Raw genomic sequence first — 21,321 nt, 5'->3', positions numbered from 1 at the left:
CGACTTTTTCCGGCAGGCCTTGGTAGGCGCTTTCGGGTCCGTGGTAATCAATGACGAGGCGACGCCCGTCTTGGTCGACCAGCGAGGCGATGCGCGCCGGCTCGGGAACCGTCCCGTCGGCATCCAACCCACCGACATAAGTCACGGTCAGGAAACGGCCGTTGGGTTGGGTAATGCGAATCGGGTAAAAGCGCACGGCCGAACGATTGGCTTCATCGGTAACACGCCGTTGCGCCAAAAACTCGGTAACCTGGCCGTTGGGTTCTTTGAGGTAATAATTACTTTGGGAAAAACCCTGGAGCAACGTGCCGTCGTCGCGCCATTGCCGCGTGATGCGGCGCAAGTTCCGATCGATGAAATGCACATCGGCCTGCTCGGGCAGACAGCCGAAAGTGTCGCAAGCGTCCCGTGCACCACCGTCGAAAGGCCCCTTTTGGAACAAAGCGTCGCGACCGAAAACCGCGGCGTTCCCGGCCGAGTCGACAAAACGGACCCGTTCCCAATCAGCAAAAGCGCTACTGATCACGCGGTTACGGGCGACGATGTAACCCAGGTTAAAACTCCAGCCGAGGCCGAGGTTATGGCTGTCGGGCGTACCGGAGAGTTGGCAAAGCTGAAAGTCGGAGCTGTTGCGGCAGTAGGGTTCCTCCGGTGTTTTGTAGATCGGGGTCAGGCTCAGGCCGGGAACGCCGACGGCTTCCAGGGTGATGTTGTGTTTGCCGGTGAACTCGTTGATGTGGGTGTAGGGAATCTCGGTACGCAACCCGATTTGGTCGGCATCGGATGAAAGCGGCTCGATCTCCTCCCGCTGGGTGGGTAACTCGCGCGCGGCGACGCGGGTCACCACGGCTTCTTGGAATGCGTGTAAGGGAAAAAAAGAAAGGACGTTAAGGGCAAGGATGCAGGTCTGAAGAAAAGCGGTTCGTTGCATCGGATTACCTCTCATGTGAAGGGTGAAAACGTCAAAACGGAGAACGTCGACAATACGCCGATGATGAAGGTTTACCGGTTGATACCGGCAAAAGGTCGGCTCTAATCAAAAAGTAACAGCCCATTAAAAGCAGCCAACTGAGCGTAACAAAGGTGCGAGACAGCCCTTGTCCAACAGGCAAAAATGCCGAAACAGCGGGTCCAATCTGGGTATCTGTACTGATTGCCGAAAAATCGATGAGCCGGCCTTGGCGCTCGGGATAAACCTCTTTCGATGGCAAAGCAGACAACGGCAAGGAACAGCCTTTGTAAAAGAAAGACAAGAACTCTGGGGAAGCCCCCCGGGTCCTAAGTGTTGCCGCACCACCTCGGAGACATTCTCTTTTTAGCCCCGAGGCTCATGGCAGGCATGATTCACACTCAAAAACAGAGATAATCACAACAATTATTTATTTTTTCCCAATTAACACATCAAAATGTGAGCCCGCACACCAACGGGCTGCCGTACAGCCTTTTGCTTTCGGAGAAATATTCTTTACATTCACATTTTCTTAACACACGTACTTTCGGGCAGCGAGCACTTGGCAGACAAGCGCCCTTTCTCGTTTTTTCGGAAATGAACCAGCACTCATCTGACCAGTTTCATTTAGGTGTTACAGAGGTGTTACAGAGCAACCGACGGCCGGCAAAGCCGGCATCGCAACTGCAATACCTTATCCCCGTGACGCGGCGCGAACAGCCTTGAAACGCTAGTATGCTCAAGGCTTGATCTCGATACTATCCGCGCGACACCTCCCCAAACAAAAACGACCTTTCAACGGCCACCGCATCTTATGTTAAAACGCGGATCGCGTACGGGCGGCCACCATGGGTCACAACCATCATATCGCAAGGTGCACCAAACCCTAGCGAAACGGATTCCGACGGCGCCTTTTTGGGCTCATTCATTCATACCCAACACGAAGGCGTTTCCAGATCAAATGGGAAAGCACCTTGTCCCTGCCGGATGAATGGTTTTCGCACGACTATTCAACCCTGCTTCCAAAAGACCCCATCAAGCATCGTTTATCAATTTCACACGCTTCATTAGGAGAATGCTATGTTCATGAATTCAAAAAATCTTTTCAAAATTGCCACTTTCGCCCTGATCGCCTCCGTTTCTTTTGGTGCTTTCGCACAAGAAAACCAACTGGTTGATTACCCAGAATTGCGCCAAGCACTCAACAACGACAACCTTGTGTTGAGCAACTACCGCACGTGCCTGGACGAAGGCCACAACCTGAGCCAAATCACCGTAGACCCCGTCTACTACATCATGGCACCTACCGGCGATCACCAAGCGTTCACCGTGACCATCGTGATGAACCGTCGCACCGGCGGTAACTACTCCTTGCAAACCGAGTACGTTCACATCGTGGTTCAGGTATGGGGCGACGGCAACGGTAACCTGGAAGCCAAAGAAATCAACGTGAAGCGCAGCACCGTCTACTAAGACAAACCCCGCGGGGTTCACGGCGGGTTTTCCGCCGCGCTAAAAAAGGCAGCCTCACGGCTGCCTTTTCGCATTTCTGAACCGCCCTTAACGGCATTTCCCCAAATAACCCGCGTAGAATTCGGCGGCAACTTCCTGGGCGGACAAGGCGCGTTTGTAGAGCGTCAACTCATCCATCACCCCTTGGTAATAAGCACCGAGCCCATCCTGGCGACCGATGTAAAAATGATCGCCGGTATCCAAACTCCCCCGACGGCTGGTCGGGTTAAAGGTAAACACCAGCTCATCATCAACATACATCCGCCCACCATGGGTTGCATCGCGATCCACGGTCACCGCCACAAACCGCCAGGTATCGTCCAACAACTCGGGAATCACCGGCGCCTGGAAATTGGCGGGGCCGCGCACATGGTCGGCCATCTGCAACAGCAAACGACCGTTGTAGAACATCAATAAATAACCGCGGCTGTCCGAGCTGTTGCGCTTGGTTACAATCACTTGATTTTCACGGCTGGTGCGAATCCACGCCGAAATAGTGAAATCACCGGTGCCCAAATTGAGATCGCCATGGTGCGACACCCGGATGTATTGATTCAACCCGTTAAATGTGTCGCCCCAACCGACCCGACCCGTGGTTCCCGGAAGGCCGTTGATTTTGGTGCCGATGTTGTTGGTACCGGCAAGATCGCTGACGGTGGGGATGCCGGGCACTAGGTCGCCGAGCGGCCACCAGGCAGTCATGCCCGTGGGTCGCGGCGCGCAAGACGCCACCGCATCGCCGATATCGATACGGCGACCAGACGAATCCCCTAAAACGGGTCGGCCGGTTTCCCGCAACAAATTGCGCACCAAGGTTTGGGCGCCGATCAGATTGGGTTTGGCGCTCAGTAATTGCGCGATCATGCCGGCGGTGGCGGGAGAAGCAGAAGAAGTTCCCCCAAAAGCCGCGGTACCACCACCACAAGACGCGCACACAACCGACTCGGCGGGGGCGTAGACATCCAAAACCGGCGAAGTATTCGAATAACATGCGCGTTCATCGACACGGCGCTCACTGTCGCTACAGAAGGCGGGCATGAACGGGGTGTAGGCCGCATCAGTTGCATCCCAGCTTGAACCAACCGAAATAACGTTGCTGGAGCAAGCAGGCGCCCCCATGCTATCGCTCCAGCCGCTGTTCCCGGAGGAGGCAATCACAATGATGCCGCGGCTCAGCGCGGTACCGGCGGCGGAATGCATGACCCCGAAGTTACAAGCCCCCTCGAACTTGCCGCCCCCAAGGGACATGTTGATGATGCGAATGGGATCGCCGCCGTTTAACCCGTTGCGATTGGTGACACACCAGTTAATCGCCTCGGCCACGACGCTGTCCCACGCATTGGGCAACACCACCACGCCGTAGAGGTCCACACCGCGCGCATAACGCCGCACAATGGATGCGACCGCCGTCCCGTGAACACAATCTTCATCAAATTGCGAATGGATGCTTGCGCCGATCCTGTCAAAATTGGTTCCCCCGGCAAAAACCCTGTTGGGCAAGGTGGTCGAGCCACCCATTTCAGGGTGAAGCAGGTCAAAATGGGAATCGATGACGGCGACCCCAATGCCGGCACCATTGAAACCTTGGGCGGAAGCACGGGTCGCACCGGTCAAGGCGCGCCCCTCCGCGGTATGGGCATGATTCAGGTTGTCAACCACCACCCGGGTCACGGCGTCATGATCGGCGACCTCTTCCAATAGCGCGATATCGGAAACGGTGGCGGCAAAGGCGTACTGGTAAGTCAGCATCAATTCCACGGCAAAAGCCGTTTCGCCGTTTTTGGTGCGCCGCGCCGGCACGCCCTGTTGTTGCAGGTCGTCGATCAAGGAGGATTGCGCCTCAAAGACGTCCTCGGCAAGCAGGTCCAGCGAACCGTCTTCCTCGCGGCCCACATCCTTGGCAAGCAAACGCCCCATGGGGTCGAGGTGGATGATGACACGCAAACCGGCTTCTTTGGGGCTCGGCCGCTTGTTTCGAAAAGCCGCGATCTCGTCGGCAAAAGCGTCATAAACAGCGGGGTCGATTTTGGGCGAACGCGCATCGACATCAAACGAGAAGGACAGACATAAGACCAACATCCATCCGAACGAAAACTTCATCATGGTAAATCCCTCATCAGGTAAAAAGTGGAACCGTTACCAGGCACCGCAAAAGGGCCTGGCAAAACAGCCTTATCTCAACTGGGTATTCGCGGGCAGGAAGCGGCCAAAAAAATGGCAAAAACCGCGCGCATCCTAAAAGCACCACGGCGGAAACACCACAAGCCGGCCTACCAAGTGAGCTTGCGGTTCTCCAAACGGGAAAGCGCGGCGCGGGCCTTGCCCGTCTTCCAGTGATCCGCGCCGAACCGCGAAACCGTTCCGGCGTAAGCTTCCCGCAAAACCGGCTCGGCCTCCTCAAAACGCCCCAGCCCGGCCAAGGCCTCGCCCAGTGTGGTCTGCACTTGAAAAAACATCCAGTGGTCCTCATGACCGATGTCGGCCAAAAAACCAAGCGCGCTTTCGGCCTGGTACAGGGCCTCGGCGTGACGCCCCTGCCGGCTCAGTGTGTCGGCCAAACCGGCCACCAAAACAGCGGTCAAGTATTCGCTGGTGCGTTGGTGGTTAAGGCTGTGCTGGATACCGGCGCGGAAAAGCGCCTCGGCCCGTGCCACAAAACCGGCCTCAACCTCATTGCGGGCGAGGTTGTTAAGCACAAAGGGAATTTGGGGATGATCGGTACCAAAAGCCGTGGTGATCATCGCGTGAGCCAGGTTCAGAGAGGCGCGTGCATCATCGGTTTGGCCGAGCAGCGTTTGGTTGCGGCCGAGGTTGATATACCCCTGGGCCAAGGTAAGCGTCACCTGTTCCGTGTGTTGCTCACGAATATGAATCGCGCGGCACAATTCGGAAACCGCCAGCGCCCACCGCCCCTGTTCCTGATGCAGCACTGCCAAATTATTTAGGCTGTTGGCAATGCTGGGATGATCCCAGCCAAGCCGTTGTACCTTAATCTCAAGCGAAGCGCGGTAATGGGCCTCGGCCGGCCCGTATTCGCCGCGCTGGAAATGGATCGCGGCCAGGTTGTTGCGCAACACCGCGATCAGGGGATGAGAAGCACCGTAGGCCTTAGAATGAATCGCGAGGGAGTCGCGAAAGTAAACCTCCGCTTGGTCAAATTTGCCCTGACGTTGCTTAAGCACGGCGAGGTTGTTGAGGGTTCGCCCAATTTGGAGGTCGTCAACCCTGGGGGCGTCGCGCAAGGCGGCGAGGGTTTCCACCAGCAAGGGCTCTGCCTGTTCGTACAAGCCTTGCTCGAATTGAAGGTGGCCGATCAGGTTGCGCACCTCAAGGTAACCCAGGTGATCCCTTCCAAAATGGGTCGCCAACAGGTTGGCCGCTTCCCGGTAGCCGGCCTCGGCTTGTTGGTACCGTCCGGTTTCTTGGTCAAGCTGCGCGAGGTAACGTAGGTTCCCGGCCAACACTTCCGGCGCGGTTTCGGCAAGGGCCGCGCGATCCTCGAGTGCTTGCTCCAGGCGGGTACGCCCTTCATCGACCTGACCGAGATGATGGTACACCCGGCCCATGGTTCCCAAGAGACGGCTGCGCAGGTGGGGTCGGCTCTCGAGTTCGCGGTTCATTTGATCCCCGGCCGTTTGCAGCAAATCGGTGACGGACCGTTCGCCCTCATGTTTTTTGTAGGGATCCTTGGCGTGGAACAAACGAACCAAAAACTCGGTGACGGCCTCGGCCGAATCTCGTTCGCGGTGGGCACGATCCCGCTCCAGGGCGGTTTGCTGTTGCTGAAACAGCAGCATCAGCACAAACACGGGCACGAGCGCGGCGACGGCGCCCAGGGCACCGGCGGCGGCGAGGTGCCTTTTGACGAACTTGCCGAGGATGTAACCGAGATGGGGCCGTCGCGCCTCAACGGGCAGGTCGTGGAGCAAGCGCTGGAGATCGCGGGAAAAATCGCGCGGCGATGGGTAACGATCCTCCGGCCGTTTAGCCAGGGCCCGCGCCAAAATCCAGCGCAGATCGCCGCCGAGCCGTGCCCGGATCGCACGGGACGACCCACCGCGCCGCCGCGCCAATGCTTCGCGCTCCGCCGTTGGCGATCGCCGCCACGCCTCGTCGGCAAAAAGTGGCGTTTCCTCGCAAATCAAACGCACCACCTCCGCGTAACCACTTCCCTTTGGCCAGGTTAGCGGCGGTTTCCCGACCAACAACTCGTAAAGCACCACACCCAAGGCGTACACATCGGTGCGAAAATCGCAGCCGACGGCCAGACCGTCGGGACCACTGAGCCCGGCCTGCTCCGGGCTCATGTAGCGAAGGGTTCCCGGGGCGGCGCCTTCTCGGGTCAGGTCCTCGCGGCCCAAGGCGTCCTTGGCGATCCCGAAGTCGATAATTTTGGGCTGAGCCGCCTCGCCCTCGGATTGAACCAAAATGTTGGAGGGTTTTAAATCACGATGAACCACACCCTTGAGGTGCACGTGGGCGACGGCGTCGCAGACCTTCATCACCAGTTCAATGCGCTCGCGTAGGTTTAAGCGATGCTGGTCGCAATAATCGGTGATCGGCGCCCCTTCAATGTACTCCATCACAAAGTAAGCCGGTCCATTGGCAACCAGGCCGGACTGGTACAGTTTGGCAATGGCCGAGTGGTTCAAGCGTCCCAGAATTTCCTGCTCCAGGGCAAAGCGCTGTTGTTGCATGGCGCTGGGACGACTGGTGTTCACCAATTTGATCGCAACCCGCCGAACATGGGGTTCATCCTGCTCGGCGAGGTAAACCGTCCCCATGCCGCCACGTCCCAGTTCCCGCACCAGGCGATAGGCCCCAAAACGTTTTCCGACCAAATCCGGCGCTTCCATAAAGGGTTGCTCCAGCAGGGCAAGCGCGGCCTCATCCACATTCAACAGGGAATCGACCTCATGGCGCAGGTCGGCATCGCTGCCACAGGCCTCCTGAAGAAAGGCCGCTCGGGCGGCGGTCGGCAATGAGCGCGCTTCTTCAAGCATCGCGGCGATTTGCCGCCAGCGATCAGACGTCATTAGGCCAACCGTCCCACGGCGGGCGCGGCGACCCCGCGCAGTTCACGGGCCAACCAAAGTTGCGCGGTCTGCCATTCCCTGCGGACGGATCGGGCGGAACAGCCCAAGACCAGGGCAATCTCGTCATGGGTCAACCCCAGATAAAAACGCAATTCGGCAATGCGACAGCGTCGCGGATCACAGGCGCGCAGGGTTTCGAGCGCATCGGCGAGGCACAACAACTGTTCGGGCGACCAAGCCGCCGACCCCAGCCGACGGGATTCATCAAGGGTATGGTGGGTCAAACCGCCGCCCCGTTTTTGCGCCAACTTTCGCCGAGCATAGTGAACGATAAACCGCCGCATCATCAGCCTGGCGCAACGAAAGAAATGCAGCCGACTCTCAAAAACCAAACCGGTTTCACCGTGAAGGATCTCGTAAACCTCGTGGACCAAAGCGGTGGGTTGTAGGGACAAATCAGCGCCACGCTGCTGCAAATAAAAACGGGCGGAGCAACGCAAGTCGTTGTATACCAACACGAACCATTCATCCAAATCATGGGGTTCGGATTGGCTTTGTGCCGGCGGGGACCGGCGCGCGGCGGGATCGTCAGCGGATGCCATAAGCGACCTCGGAAAAAGAAGAACCACCCATCAACAGTAGATAAGCTAGCCCGATTCATAATATCAGACACTTATTCATTTACACTTCATCAACAAAGTGGCTATTTTCTGATTTCTCCCGATTAATGTGAAGGCTTTATTTACCCAATAGGCATCCAAGACAAAGAGGTGGAACCCGCCGGGGTTCCACCTCGCATGGGTGGTTCATCAACCGTTCCGATGCGGCGCGGCCCGTGGTTCAGGCGGCGCAAACAGGGATTCACCAGGTTTTGCTAATCAAAAAGGTGACCCGACCGTCGTGGATATTGGAATCCCAATCGGTGTCGGTGTAACCCAATTCGAAGTCGAGCGACCACATGGATTTAGAGACCGCAAGTTTGTAGTCGTTGCGGTCTTCACCTTGGTCAAAGTCGAATAAGCCGGCGTGCAGGCCGAGGCCGAACCCCTTGGGCAGATCGAAACTCAAACTGCCGTCAAGGTAGCTGTTCTCATTGTCGTAGTCGTAGTAGTACTTGGCTTCAAAGATCTTAAATCCAAGACCGAGGTAGGCTTCGTCCACATCGTCACCGTCGGGGAAGACGTAACTGATGTGGCCGACGTCCAAACTTAGGCCGGATTCGAACTCGGTGCCGAAACCGCCGTAGAGGTCGATTTCCACATCGCGCTCGTCACCGAATTTGACGTTGGACGCCCACGTACCCACGTAGAGGCCGTTGGTAAACGCGTAATCTAAGCCGCCTTGAAGGGCGGGTTCTTCGTCGGTTTGTGATTCGCCACGCCAAACGTAGTCGGGCGTGACACCGAGGTTTGCACTGAATTCGCCGAAGCCGAGCAGGGGGAAGCTCAACAGGGCGACCAAAAAGATGGTTGGGGATTTCCAGGTAACATTCATGTTCGTCTCCTTGGGGGAAGTGGGGGAATGAATGCCCTGGTGGTTAAGTACCTGATGTTGCCCATCAAAATAGCAAAAAAGCCCGGCGTGAAACCAGCAAAAAAAGACCGACCACGGCATTTTTCCCAAAAAACCAAGGCGGAGAAGCGGCAAAACCGGCGGGGAAACGCCCCACCACCGGCCTTCGTTTCTTCTGGAAAAACTGCTCAAAACAAACCATTTACAAGGCTTCTCCAGCGATTCATAAAACGAAACGCAACAAAATAAAGAAAAGCCGATCTTTGCCGCTTCGCAGCAAAAGACCGGCTGTCCAGATCCAAATAAAGTGCAGCTAAAGGCCGCGCCTCAGGGGTTAAATGGCGATCATTTCTTCCTCACCCAATGCCTTGACCACAATCAGCGACTTGTCGTCGAAGTTGAAGTAGGGGGTTTCTTTGATGGCCTCGAGCGCATTTTGCACGATCAAGGAAGCACCGACACCGGAGGCCACATAGGGCTGCAAGAAGTGACAGAACGATTGGATGTCGGGATCGTTTTGCACCCCAATCTCATCCGGCGCCATGTCGTAGAGGCTAAAAGCGGAGGTGTTTTCCATGTTGAAGTTTTCCGGGTAACGGAAGAAGCCGATCGGTTCAGGGGGCGCACCCAAGGCAGGGCACAAATCTTCGTAACACTCGGACTCGAAGCAGCCGTCGGTAGCCAGAATCAAGTAATCGCCGGGGTGAAGCTTGACGTTGTGCGGCACGTAGGGTTTGTAGAAGGCGTCATTCTCGGAGAAGTAACCCAGGGGCGGGCCACTGTTGGGTTCCAAGTAAATGAAGCGGTTCTGAACAGAACTGTAATAGAACACCGGTAAGCCGGTACAGACGAAGTTAAAATCGCCGGTGTCGACGTGGAACTGCCCATGCAGACCCACGGCGCCGCGGGTGCGGGTGGCGCGGCTGGGGTTGGTACTTTTGACCAGCGCTTGGGTCAAGGGGCCCTTGAGTAAGTTGTTGAGTTCCGTAAAGATATGGTTCTCAATCCGACGTCGGTCGCGAATGTGCGCATCCAGAATATTGAGCAGCAAGCCGCGGATATGACCGGACAAAAAGAAGGCGTCGTAACCGTGGTTGGCGGTATCAAAAATCGACAGACCGACTTCCTGGGTAATGGCCCCGGTTTCGGTCAGGGGTTCGTAGTCGAAACCCACAACGAAGTCACCGCCGATGCTGACGTGGCCGGGGGCTTCACAGGCTTGGAGCATGGGTTCCAGGTCGTACTCAACACCGTCCAGCTTGGCGGTGTTGGTGTTGCGCGCTTGGCCCGCAAATTCAAATGCGCCTTTACGAAATCCAAAATTCATTTTGTAGGCGTTGAAGCGGTTAAGGTAGTCGCGCAAAAATTGCGTAAGAATGACCGTTTCCATGGGTTTCAATTGTGATTCCATTTGCTTACCAAGCTCTAATAAACTAGCTAACGTTGCCATAGTTTTCCTCGATAGTCCACACAGTTATGACGTAACCGCGGGGCTGTTTACCTCGATCTTGCGAAAAGCAGGTCACCCTGGACATGCTGGGAAGGGCTCGCAAAACCACGTGTTTCTCACCAAGATTGATTGCTTCATGTGTAAGGGATCGGTTGTGCCGCAGCGGGAGAAACCCAAAACCCTCGCCCGACATCCACCAAGCTTACGCGCCTTACAACTGAGAAGTTTGTGATATTTCCGTCATTTTGACGTCTTGCTACCTCTCTCACAATCACACAATCCATTGATTCCATACCAAGAACCTGTTCGACCCGGGCTCAGCGCCGGGATTCGCGCCCGCGGCCCGACGAGCACGCACTTTATGGGGGAAGCAGCTCGTGGGACGTAGGGCGATAAAGGACAATCATGGGTGCCGTACAGGGCATATTTCGTGGCGGTGGGGGTTCGCCTGTCCTGAACGCGGCCCCGTGCCGAAATCCATGTTGACGCTTCCGGCCGCAACACCGGAACATCGTCTCGTCATCATAAAGAAGAAGGAAGATCATGCGTTGGGTGGTCATTCACCACGCTTACGCCTTAGACGAGAGGAAGTCTACCTGAAGAACAAAGCGGCTCACAGACTTTTCTCGCCGGGCGCAAACTTTCGTGAGCTGGGTCATGATGACGGAGCGGGCGGCGCTGATTGAGGATTAAGCCTTATACCTACGAGGCTGTTAAGCGGAAAAAAGGCGCCGTCCTGCACGAGCCTTCCCCGCAATTCTCGCGAGGGGTTCTGCTTCTGGGCCGAACCCCTCGCGGGAATTGCGGGCTGCTCACAAAAAATCTCTTCTTTCTATTTTTTCAACGAACTACAAAATCTCTCAATCGTTCATTCCTTCAAACCGCCCGGAGAATACCCACCCTGTGCGGGTTTTCCATGAATGGAACATCAAGTAATGGTGAGTTTTTGCCAAATCGCAGAACCATCACAAGGTTATCTGTTGATGAAACGGGGTTTGATCGGGGTGCCTACCCCGTTGCGGTGCGCCGGATCATTTGTTGTTTGTTCGGTTCGTTGGGTTTTTGGGTGCCAAGCCCCGTGGCACGCCGCATCATTCGTTGTTTGTTCGGTTCGTTGGGTTTTCGGGTTTCAACCACCGTGGCCCACCCCATCATTCGTTGTTTGTTCATCTCTCAAATGCCAACCCCCGTGGGGTTTGCGTTTCGGGAACCCCCGGGGTCCTAGGGTAAGCGGTTATTCCATAACCGCTTACCCTAGGCTGAAATCCGTAACACCTTCGGTGTAACCAGATGCTGTTCGGCTTCGCCTCACGTTTTAAATCATTTGTGGTCCACATACGGCGGTGTGCGCGCCCTGTTAGGGCGCGCCGGATCACCCTCATTTCAGCATCCGGTTTTGTATGCGTTTGGTTCGTTCTCCGCCGTGCCCGAACAACCGTTTATTTTGTTCTTTATCGGGTGCGACCAAGCCTTGGTTTTGTGCGGTTAACTCAAATAACCGCTGCGCCAGCGCCACCAATCGCCGGTCAAACACTGGGCCCTCGCGAACAACGCCAAGACCCGGTCCTCCTCCAACAAGGTAAGGTACCAGCGCGGCACGTTCTGCTCCTTCGGCATCTCCTTTAACAAGGCAACGAAGTGATCGAAACTCAAACCGCTGCGACTCAAAAATTGCAAGGTCTCGATGCGCCAGTGGGTCCGGTACATCCGCTCACCAAACCAAATCTGGAAACGGCGGTAGTAATCGCTGATGGGCAACCATTCGAACAAAAACCGCGACGCGTAAAGCCCAACGAAAAACAACAACCCCTTGGCCGCGGACGGCAAGGCCGCCAGCACATAAAACGAAAACCACAGCGGCAAGGCGATGGCGAGGAACAACAAACCACCCCAGGTCGCCAAAACGGCATAACGCCACAACCAAATAATGAACTGTTTCTCGCCCGACACCTCCAGTTCCACCAAGAAATGGCGCACGAGGTAGTCGGCCACCCTCGCCGGCACGCCGTCTTCCTCGCGGTAATAAGGCGCGTAACGTTCCAAAAGCCGGTTGAGCAGATGTTCGAAGTTAACCCAACCGCCGTCGTCCGGCTCCTCGGTCAACAGCAGGGCGTGTTCCTTCAGGGTTAAGCACAGGCGCTCCAGCGCCGATTGCACGGCGGGGGTATCGGCGGCGAAACAAGCCTGCATCTGTTGGTGCAGCAGCAAAGCGAGCGGGGTGGTTTCGGTTTTTTCCGACCATTCCAAACGGTAGGCCCAGGCAATCTCCAATAAATCCAGGTCCATTTCCAACTCGTCGTCCACGGCGTCGAGCTGGTGGTCGAAGTATTCGAAAAACTGGTGCAACCAAGACGCATCAGCACGCCAAAACCCGCGCCTGGCCAGCTCCACCATAAACGGAAGCCGGAACGGCAGACGTTCGGCGCGCAACCGCGATTCACAATCAAACAACAAGGTTTTCCATTGGGCAAAGGGCAACACGGTGAGCAAGGTGGCAAAAGGCGCCAAGGCCAATTGGTAGAAAAGCCGCGGTTCGCAGGTGTCGGCCAAGATGCGCAGCACGGTGTCGTAGCCGTGGGGCTCTACCCCCAGCAAAACCTCATCGAAAAGGCGGTTAAGCGCGGGGTCGTCGGGAAATTGATTGAGGCCGAACAGAACCCAGCGCAAAAAAGCGTGGGGTTCACCGTGATCGATCACGTCGGAAAGAAACGCCAACAGCACATAATGCTCGGGTTCCTTCTTGCGTTGGTCGGTAAGGTGCCGGTAACACATTTCGGGTTCGACGTTGTGCATGCTTTGCAGCGGGGTTCCCCGGGGCATGGGCGCCGGCTTGGGTTCGGGGGGAAGCACCTGTTCGACGAGCGAGGCCTCGGCGGCGATTTGATCGAGTTCGGCGCAGAGCTTCTCATATGCGGCACGCAAGGTCATGAACTCATGGGGATGGTGTTCAGGCTTAAAGCGTTTCAGCAAGGCGACATAACGACGCTTGAGATCGCGCCGCGTCATATCGCGGGTGAGACCAAAAAAACCCCGAGGATCGGCCGGCAACAAATGCCAAGGTGGTTGCTGTTCCAAAAGTACGCCCCTACCCCGCCTATTGTAGCTTCAATTCCGAGAAGGCGGTACGTCGGAGGGTTTTACGTAAGAAGCATCATCCTTGGGGCTAATCCGGCAGGCGGTCCCCAGAGCCGGCGGCTTCTTGGACCAACACTTCAAAAGCGCGGCGCATGCGGGTCGCATCGGCGCGATGGGCGGGATGCGCCTGCTCGAAATCCCGCAACAAGGTTCGCATGCCCAACAAAGCCTCGCGCCGACAGCCTTGCGCAAATTGGGCCTCGTAACGCGTGAAGGCAACCACGGCGGCGAGCGGTCCCCCGGTCGGATCGTCGGGCAATCCGGCCAACAGGCGCTCGGCGCGCGCCGGTTCGCCCAACTCCAGCCAGGCGTGGGCGGTGTTTTGCTGTAGGTTGATCCGCATTGGCCGGCTCGGGGTGGGATCGTCCAGGGCAAGGACCATGGCTTCCCCCAATTCGACCGCCTCACGGTGACGCCGCGTCGCGGTCAGCAAGCCAACCACATTGGCCGCGGTTAAGACGACGTCGGGATGACGATCACCCAAGACATCGCGTCGCACGGCCAGCAGGTATTTCAAACCGGCAAGCGCGTCATCGACACGACCCTGGCTATAGAGCAAGAATAAATAGTTGTGCTCACCGCGCAAGGTGAGCGGATGACGCGGACCGTGGCGCGCGCGGAGCACCACTAAATTGGCGGTCAGCAGCGACTCGGCACCGGCGAGATCACCGGTGCGGGTCAACAGGGTTGCGAAATTGGAACGGGTGGCGGTCAGCAAACCGTTGTCAAAGGGCAGGTGCCGTTCCTGCAAAGCCAGCACCTCGCGAAATTGGGTCAGCGCGCGGTGGGTTCGCCCGGTTTCGGCCTGGAGCAAAGCGGCCCCACCGGCAAGCGCCAGCGACAGTTCATGGGTAACCCCGAGTTTTCCCCGTGCCTCCTGTAAGGCATGTTGGTACCGAACCTCGGCGTCGGCATATTGTTGCCGACGCGTTAACAAAAACGCCGCCGCACCGTTCACGAAAATCCGCTCCTGGTCGAACCGCGCGGGCAAAGGCTCCAACAAACGCCGAGCGGCCTCGAATTCGCCCATGGCGGCATCGACATCGCTGTAATAGGCAAAAGCGCTGCCGAGCTCAAGACGCAAAAGCACCTGAACCTCGGCCACGAGCCGACTTTCGTCCAAATTCCGACTGATGCGTTTCAGATTGGCGAGCATCTCGGGGGTGGCAGGCATGATCGAGGGGTTAATCATGGCCAACAGCAACTGGGATTGGCTGCTGAGTTGGTGTAAACCCATCTCCTTGACCACGGACTCGGCCTGCATTTGGTCGAGGCGCAGACGCACCTGATGAAATCGGCCGGCCGTGACGACGAGGAGCAGCAGCAAGGCAGCCCCCAAGGCCGCCCGCAAGGGCCGACGCCGCAGCCAGGCGGCCAAGACGCGGCGGGGGCTGTGCGCATGGGGCGAAACCACGCGTTGTTCACGCAAGGCTTGAAGATCCGCGGCGAGGTCGTCGGCGTCGGCATAACGGGCGGCGGGATCCACGGCGGTGGCTTTTTCGATCACGGCCGCCTCGGCGGGCGACAAGCCGGCACGCCACCCGCGTTTGCCCAGGGGTTCCGGCAAGGGGACACGGCGGTCGCGGGGGATGTGTTCGGCAACCTCACGCAAGCGCGTCAAACGGGCCTCGCGACCCTGCAATGCATCGAGCAACACCAACCCCAAACTAAACACGTCGCCGCGGCCGTCCATGGGTTCGCCGCGCATCTGCTCCGGGCTCATGTAACCCGGTGTGCCGCAATAACGGGTTGCGCCCGTGCCGGCGACGTCTCGCGCTGAAGGTCCGTCACTCAAACCCGTTTTCAGCGCGGCAATGCCGAAGTCAATGATTTTAATTTGAGGCTGTTGATCTTCCAAGCAAACGACCAGGTTGGCCGGTTTGATGTCGCGATGAATCACCCCGCGCCGGTGTGCGTAGGCCAAACCGCGAGCGACATCGCGGCACAGGGCCAGACGGGCGTCACGCGAGGGAGCCACCTCCTCGAGATAGACGTTCAAAGGCCGGCCGACCACATACTCCATCACCAAACAGGGTTGGCTTGTTTCGGAAAAAACCGCGTCGTAAACCTTCACCACGGCGGCATGATTGAGGGTGGCGGTGGTATTTGCCTCGGCTTGGAAGCGCTTCAGTTCGCGTGAGGTGGAGAGATGGGGCGAAAGGAATTTAAGGGCGACCTTGCGGCGAATCGGCCGGTGCTGCCAAGCCAAAAATACCCGGCCCATCCCGCCGCGCCCAAGGGGTTCGATGATTTCATAACGCTCGCGCATCGCGGGCGGCAATGGGGGCGCGGTGTCCGCTTCCTCGGCGGGGGCAAGGGCGCTGTCGGCTTCAGCCTCCCGCCACATCTCCCGCAGCAAGGCGGCGGTTTTGGGTGCGCACAAGCCAAGAATCTGCCGCCGCGCCTTCTCTCCGCCGCGGCAACCCTGGTGAAACAAGGCCTTGAGCGCGGCCCAGTCGGGCGTGTGCGCCGTCCCTCCCGGCTCAAACACGCGGCCCCCCGTGGGAGACGCCCACCTGGGCGGCCAACCACGCGCGGGCAAAAGCCAGCTCGCGTTTAATGGTTGCGGGCGAAAGGCCGGTTTGGCGAACCACCTCGGCTTGGGTCAACCCAAACAAGTGGCGCATGACAAAAACCCGCGCGCAGCGTGGGTCACGTTGCGCCAAGCGTTGCAAGGCCTGATCCAAGGCACGCCGACGGGTTGGCCGCACGGGGGATGACGCGGCAAAGGTGGGCACGCTTTGATCGGCACGGCGGCGGGCGTGGCCGCGGGCGCGGCGCCGGAGGTGTCCGGCCAGACGACGCAGGTTAAGCGCCGCCACCGCGAGGAAGTGGTCGCGATTATTAAGGGTCGGCGCGGTCGAGCCGGCGACGCGGAGGTACCATTCATTAATTAGTGCGGTGGCGGAAAACGTGGCCTCGGGCGTTAGGTAGCGGCGGGCGCGCTGCTTGAGCGGCGTGTAAAGGAGGGCCACCAACCGGTCGAACGCCTCGCGATCACCGTGGTACCAACGCTGCAACCATAACGTCACCGGACCCGAATCGCCGGGGCGAGGACGGGTGGTGTGGTTCATATCAGGTTCTTTCACTTGGTATTCGCGTTTCATCTTAGCGCAACAAAATCGCCCGTCAAGATTTCAGGCTCATCTTTTTTCTGAGCGTACCTCAAAAAACCACGCAACCCACGCCTCCGTTTATCTGGGTAATCAACCCGGCGAGCGAACCACCTCACAAAAGATTTACACCCGCTTCGCGCACATCTGACACGCCACTCACCAAAGCCTCGATGGGTCTTCACGCCGGCCCAACACCCCTTGCCTAGACTAGCGAGAAGTTTACAAAGGCATGCGCTCTAAGGACATGCGACGCAGTTTGGCAAGAGGGATACGCTTTGAAACACGCCACGCAAACCCCACAAACCGGCAAAGGACGCTACAACGTCGCCGTGGTCACCGAAACCTTCCCCCCGGAAATTAACGGTGTTTCCAAAACCATCGGTAAAATGGTCAAGGCCTTGCTTGAGCGCGAGACCCGCATTCAGTTGTTCCGCCCTCGCCAAAAAGAAGAGCCCGGTGTCATGCACCACGAATTGCTCAAGGTCGTCGCCCTGCCAGGTTTGAAGATCCCTTTTTACCGGGAACTGCGGTTCGGCCTGCCGATGGTGCGAACCCTGAAGAAATATTGGCGCGAAGAGCGCCCCGATGTGGTGCAGGTCGTTACCGAGGGTCCCTTGGGCTGGGCCGCGATTCAGGCCGCAAAAGCGTTGAAGATCCGCTGCGTCACCGAATTTCACACCAACTTCGACGCCTACTCCAAATACTACCGCCTGAGCGCGATCAGCCATTTGGTGGAACGCCACCTGCGCGGTTTCCACAACAGCACCGAACTCACCCTGGTCCCCACCCGTGAAATGAAACAACTGCTGACCGAACGGGGTTACCGCGATATTAAGGTTGTCGGCCGCGGCATCGACACCAAGCTGTTTAACCACAAGCGCCGCGATCCAGAACTCCGCCGCGCCTGGGGCCTGGAAGAAAAAGACATAGCCGTGATTTATGTCGGCCGCATCGCACCGGAAAAAAATGTAGCATTGGCGATCTCGGCCTTTGAACGGTTTCGCGCCGTGCAACCGCGTGCCAAATTTATCGCGGTCGGCGACGGCCCCGCCCGCTTGCAACTGCAAAAGGACTACCCCCACGTCATATTTGCGGGCATGCAAAAAGGCGAAGCGCTGGCAGCCCACTATGCATCGGCTGATGTGTTCTTGTTTCCCAGTGTTACCGAAACCTTTGGTAACGTGGTACTTGAGGCTATGTCAAGTGGTTTGGCGATTGTCGCCTTTAATTACGCCGCGGCGGCCCAGTACCTTCAGGACGACGAGACGGCGGCTTTGGTGCCGTTTAATGAAGACGTGAGCTTCGAAAAACGTGTAGAATCGTTGGCGAGGCTTCCCGAAACCATCGAGCGATTCAAGCAAGCGGTTCTTCCCTTGGCGCAAACGTGTGGATGGTCCCGTACCATCGACGATTTAGAGGATGCGCTCCTGGGAAAAGGAAAAGAAGGAGTTTCCCATGTTGGACTCAAGGCTCAAACTCACCTTGTTGCGCATGGACCAAATCGAGGGCCCCTGGTGTCTTAAAATCAACCGCGCCGGTCAATACGTACCGGTCCGCAAGGTGTTTTCGACCGTGAGTCGGCTCGGCAACGGCATCTTCTGGTACGCCTGGATGCTGGCACTGCCCCTGCTCTTCGGCAAAATCGGCGGCACGACCTCGCTACAAATGTTGGCGGTCGGGGTGGTCGGCCACTTCTTCTACAAATTTGTCAAAAGCTCCACTTCCCGTCCTCGTCCCTACGCCTCGCTCGACGAAGTTTCCGACTGGACCCCCGCACTCGACGCCTTCTCTTTTCCCAGCGGGCACACGCTCCACGCGGTTTCGTTCACCATCGTGATGGTCGCCGCCATTCCGGTCCTGGCCTGGATTCTCATTCCCTTTACCATGATGGTCGCCATTTCCCGCGTCATCCTCGGCCTGCACTACCCATCCGATGTGGTTATCGGCGCACTGGCCGGCACCCTGATCGCGGTCGGCTGCCTCGCCTTATGGCAATAAGCTGCTTTCTAAGGGTTATTCTTAAAAAATTTAGGCAAACACCAAACAATCGTTCCCTGATTCACGTCTGATATTGATGGAAGGCCTCACAAGCCGACCTCCATATCGGGGTCGCGGTATTCAGAAGAAGCACTGAAGCAACGCCGCGGACCAGGACTTGAATCAGTGAGCACCCCCACCGATTCAGGAACACCACGGCAAAGCGTTCACCCCACGCTTTGCCGTTTCCTTTTTTGGGGGCACCTCACCGCAACCGAACGAGCCCGCATTGCTTACAATGATTCGTCGCGAGAAGCGGAACGCCTTGTGCGTACGAAGATGACAACCAAGCCGCGGCACAGGGGGCCGACCTTTCGCGGGGCGACCGTTCGCCGGGCAACCCTCGTAATCGCATGGGTTGCCCTGTAGCAACGTTCCTTGTGAGCAATGCGGGTTGTACCCTACTCGCTTCCCGATTAGACCATTTGGTTGCAAACTTTTTCCAATTGTCGCCCTCTTTTTTTCGAGCATTCGCCTCTATTTTCACTTAGTTTAGGTTTAACCGATTTTGGAAACCACTTGGCCGGCTCCGTTCCTGTCTTTTCCGCCGCGACCAGCCAAGGTCCAAACCATGTGCCGAGCTTTTACCCGACACCTCGGCCGAACCATGAGGATGAATTTCTTGAAACCAACACGAAGCCTTTTGTTTTTTTGCCTATTCAGCGCCGCGCTCCTCGCGCAACCCACCGACTTTTTCCTGCCCCATACCACCCAAACGCCGGGTGAATGGGAAACCAGCCTGGTCCTTTACAATCCCACCGGCGCCCGTGCCGACGTGACGATCACGGCCTACGACAGCAGTGGCGGCGAAGCAGGCCGTCTCGAACGCGCCCTGGTCCCCGGCGAACGGTTGGACCAAACCATTGCCGCGCTCTTTCCCGCCCTTGCCGAATCACGCGGCTGGTTGCACATCCAGAGCAACATCACCGAGTTGAGCGGGGTGCTCACCTTCAGCGCGTTGCAACTGGGCGGACGCGCCTCCTTGCCCCTAATCACCACCCTTTCCGACGGACTCGCCTTTGCCCAACTCGAACACCACGACCTGCGCCAAAGCGGTTTGGTGCTGACCAATCCCGGCACGGAAGCAGCCGAGGTGACCCTGCGCATCCGCGGCGATTCAGCGACAACCACCACCACGATCACCCTGGCGGCACGCGGCAAATGGGTCGGCATGCTGGCCGATTTGGTGCCGGAAGAAACCCCGACCGCCGCGGCGGTTGATGTGTGGAGCACCGCGCCCATCACCGGTTTCGCGTTAACCTTCCAGAACAACGGCCGGCAGATTTTTGCGGTGCCGGCCACGGTCACCTCCGGGGCACAACGGGCGGCTTGGCAAACCACCCTGAACAGCGCCTTCGATGCAGCCCAAGTCAAGGTCGGCGTCAGCGCCGGCTACAAAAATGGCGACGCCACGCCCGTCATCGCCGCGGCCGGCATTGTCAACCGCTCCCCCGCCGAGCCGGCCAAGGCCGATATGCGCGGTGAAATCGGCAGCATCACCAAAAGTTTTACCGCCGCCATCTTGCTCCAACTTCAGGAAGAAGGTTTGGTTGATCTCGACCTACCCATCTCAACCTACGTTCCCGAACTGTTGGGCGGCGATTCGGTCACCACCCGCATGTTGCTCAACCACACCAGCGGCCTCAAGAACTACACGGCGGAACCCGAATTCGCGGAACAGATTAACGCGCAATTCGAGGGCGCTCCCCCCTGGCAGCCGCGGGACATCATCGATTTTGCCTTTGCCAAGGGTTTTGATTTCGAGCCCGGCACCGCTTGGAACTACAGCAATTCCGGTTACCTGGTCGCCGGTCTGATTGCCGAACAGGTTTCCGGTCAACCGCTGCTGACCCTCTACCGCGAACGCCTGTGGCAACCTCTCGGCATGCACGACACCTTCTACGGCGGCCTCGAAACCATCGATCCCCGATCCCACGCTTACAGCTTCTCCACCGTGACGGGAACCTTCACCGACGTCACCCATGTTTCACTGGTTTGGGCCGGCGCGGCCGGCGCCATCATCTCAACCAGCCAAGACATGGTGACCTGGGCCCACGGCCTTTTCGGCGGCGCCGTGCTGAGCGAAGCCGCGTTGCAGGAAATGCTCACCGTCACCCCACTTTCCAGTGCCGCCTTACCCTACGGCCTCGGCGTGGTCGTCGGTGATGACGGCGGCGAACCCATTTACAACCACAACGGCGGTACCCTCGGCGGCGCCTCAACCTTTTACTACTACCCCAACCAACGCGCCGCGTTCGCGATGCTGGTCAACTGCAACGTGTTGGACAATGCCTTCGCCGCGGTCGTGCAAAACTGGGCCCGCGGGGTGTTCGGCATCGACAAACAGGCTTCGCCCGAAATCGACGCCTTGTTCGATCAAAAAACCACCCTTAAACCCTAACCCGCATTGCTTACAAGGCTTTCAGCTTCTCGCGACGAAGCCGAAATGCGGGCTGAGTTAATCAACCCCGAAGAAAAGGCCGCGGCATCAAAACCCGCGGCCTTTTCTTTTTTGTTTTTTTGCGAAGGATTTCCTCCGCACTGAACCACCTACGCTTGGTTTCGCAAGAAGGC

14 protein-coding genes are annotated in these 21,321 nt (G+C 57.8%); 5 read left to right on the top strand and 9 right to left on the bottom strand.

Annotated features, from left to right (window positions below; translation table 11 throughout):
• Nucleotides 1-931 (bottom strand): hypothetical protein (locus J3U88_RS28405; protein ID WP_207862400.1); only part of this gene is annotated, 931 nt, incomplete at its 3' end.
• A gap of 1,104 nt (nucleotides 932-2,035) precedes the next feature.
• Here J3U88_RS28405 and J3U88_RS28400 point away from each other — a divergent pair.
• Nucleotides 2,036-2,422, top strand: a complete 387-nt coding sequence (locus J3U88_RS28400) for a hypothetical protein (RefSeq protein ID WP_207862399.1) — start codon at nucleotides 2,036-2,038, stop codon at nucleotides 2,420-2,422.
• A gap of 87 nt (nucleotides 2,423-2,509) precedes the next feature.
• Here the strand turns inward: J3U88_RS28400 and J3U88_RS28395 are convergent, their stop codons facing one another.
• From J3U88_RS28395 to J3U88_RS28380, 4 genes are all read right to left on the bottom strand, one after another.
• Nucleotides 2,510-4,564 carry a S8 family serine peptidase gene (locus J3U88_RS28395; RefSeq protein WP_207862398.1) on the bottom strand — a complete coding sequence of 685 codons (2,055 nt, stop codon included), beginning with the start codon at nucleotides 4,562-4,564 and terminating at the stop codon, nucleotides 2,510-2,512.
• Nucleotides 4,565-4,731: 167 nt separating this feature from the next.
• Nucleotides 4,732-7,497 (bottom strand): serine/threonine-protein kinase, encoded by a 2,766-nt coding sequence (locus J3U88_RS28390; RefSeq protein ID WP_207862397.1) that lies wholly within the window; start codon nucleotides 7,495-7,497, stop codon nucleotides 4,732-4,734.
• The gene (locus J3U88_RS28385) at nucleotides 7,497-8,099 is read right to left on the bottom strand and encodes an ECF-type sigma factor (RefSeq protein ID WP_207862396.1); all 603 of its coding nucleotides are present in this window, start codon (nucleotides 8,097-8,099) and stop codon (nucleotides 7,497-7,499) included. Before J3U88_RS28385 ends, J3U88_RS28390 begins: the two co-directional genes overlap by 1 nt.
• Before the next feature lie 259 nt (nucleotides 8,100-8,358).
• Nucleotides 8,359-8,991, bottom strand: a complete 633-nt coding sequence (locus J3U88_RS28380) for a TorF family putative porin (protein ID WP_207862395.1) — start codon at nucleotides 8,989-8,991, stop codon at nucleotides 8,359-8,361.
• Between the two features lie 27 nt (nucleotides 8,992-9,018).
• On the opposite strand from J3U88_RS28380, the gene J3U88_RS28375 reads away from it, so the two are divergent.
• A complete protein-coding gene (locus J3U88_RS28375; protein ID WP_207862394.1) occupies nucleotides 9,019-9,258 on the top strand; it encodes a hypothetical protein in 240 nt (79 codons plus the stop codon).
• 85 nt (nucleotides 9,259-9,343) lie between these two features.
• Here the strand turns inward: J3U88_RS28375 and J3U88_RS28370 are convergent, their stop codons facing one another.
• From J3U88_RS28370 to J3U88_RS28355, 4 genes are all read right to left on the bottom strand, one after another.
• On the bottom strand, nucleotides 9,344-10,420 hold the full coding sequence (locus J3U88_RS28370) for a SpoIIE family protein phosphatase (RefSeq protein WP_207862393.1): 1,077 nt from the start codon (nucleotides 10,418-10,420) through the stop codon (nucleotides 9,344-9,346).
• A 1,524-nt stretch (nucleotides 10,421-11,944) separates the two neighbouring features.
• Complete coding sequence (locus J3U88_RS28365) at nucleotides 11,945-13,534, bottom strand: J domain-containing protein (protein WP_207862392.1); 1,590 nt, start codon at nucleotides 13,532-13,534, stop codon at nucleotides 11,945-11,947.
• Between the two features lie 88 nt (nucleotides 13,535-13,622).
• Entirely contained in the window at nucleotides 13,623-16,085 is a 2,463-nt protein-coding gene (locus tag J3U88_RS28360; RefSeq protein WP_207862391.1) for a protein kinase domain-containing protein, read from the bottom strand.
• Nucleotides 16,078-16,668 carry an ECF-type sigma factor gene (locus J3U88_RS28355; RefSeq protein ID WP_207862390.1) on the bottom strand — a complete coding sequence of 197 codons (591 nt, stop codon included), beginning with the start codon at nucleotides 16,666-16,668 and terminating at the stop codon, nucleotides 16,078-16,080. The genes J3U88_RS28360 and J3U88_RS28355 overlap by 8 nt, the downstream gene beginning before the upstream one ends.
• 317 nt (nucleotides 16,669-16,985) lie before the next feature.
• Here J3U88_RS28355 and J3U88_RS28350 point away from each other — a divergent pair, with 317 nt between their 5' ends.
• From J3U88_RS28350 to J3U88_RS28340, 3 genes are all read left to right on the top strand, one after another.
• Nucleotides 16,986-18,233 carry a glycosyltransferase family 4 protein gene (locus J3U88_RS28350; protein ID WP_207862389.1) on the top strand — a complete coding sequence of 416 codons (1,248 nt, stop codon included), beginning with the start codon at nucleotides 16,986-16,988 and terminating at the stop codon, nucleotides 18,231-18,233.
• Nucleotides 18,166-18,708, top strand: coding sequence for a phosphatase PAP2 family protein (locus tag J3U88_RS28345; RefSeq protein WP_207862388.1), 543 nt, complete (start codon nucleotides 18,166-18,168; stop codon nucleotides 18,706-18,708). The genes J3U88_RS28350 and J3U88_RS28345 overlap by 68 nt, the downstream gene beginning before the upstream one ends.
• Before the next feature lie 661 nt (nucleotides 18,709-19,369).
• Nucleotides 19,370-21,148 (top strand): serine hydrolase domain-containing protein, encoded by a 1,779-nt coding sequence (locus J3U88_RS28340; RefSeq protein ID WP_207862387.1) that lies wholly within the window; start codon nucleotides 19,370-19,372, stop codon nucleotides 21,146-21,148.
• Nucleotides 21,149-21,321: the final 173 nt, after the last annotated feature.

The sequence above is a fragment of the Acanthopleuribacter pedis genome (assembly GCF_017377855.1).
GTDB lineage: Bacteria > Acidobacteriota > Holophagae > Acanthopleuribacterales > Acanthopleuribacteraceae > Acanthopleuribacter > Acanthopleuribacter pedis.
The sequence above is the reverse complement of the archived record's forward strand: the minus strand, read 5'-3'. Positions and strand labels throughout refer to the sequence as shown.

Coding starts and splice junctions, on each gene's coding strand:
- J3U88_RS28345 (WP_207862388.1), top strand. CDS start 18,166: ATGTTGGACTCAAGGCTCAAACTCACCTTGTTGCGCATGGACCAAATC.
- J3U88_RS28390 (WP_207862397.1), bottom strand. CDS start 7,497: ATGACGTCTGATCGCTGGCGGCAAATCGCCGCGATGCTTGAAGAAGCG.
- J3U88_RS28385 (WP_207862396.1), bottom strand. CDS start 8,099: ATGGCATCCGCTGACGATCCCGCCGCGCGCCGGTCCCCGCCGGCACAA.
- J3U88_RS28400 (WP_207862399.1), top strand. CDS start 2,036: ATGAATTCAAAAAATCTTTTCAAAATTGCCACTTTCGCCCTGATCGCC.
- J3U88_RS28370 (WP_207862393.1), bottom strand. CDS start 10,420: ATGGAATCACAATTGAAACCCATGGAAACGGTCATTCTTACGCAATTT.
- J3U88_RS28355 (WP_207862390.1), bottom strand. CDS start 16,668: ATGAACCACACCACCCGTCCTCGCCCCGGCGATTCGGGTCCGGTGACG.
- J3U88_RS28395 (WP_207862398.1), bottom strand. CDS start 4,564: ATGATGAAGTTTTCGTTCGGATGGATGTTGGTCTTATGTCTGTCCTTC.
- J3U88_RS28380 (WP_207862395.1), bottom strand. CDS start 8,991: ATGAATGTTACCTGGAAATCCCCAACCATCTTTTTGGTCGCCCTGTTG.
- J3U88_RS28375 (WP_207862394.1), top strand. CDS start 9,019: ATGAATGCCCTGGTGGTTAAGTACCTGATGTTGCCCATCAAAATAGCA.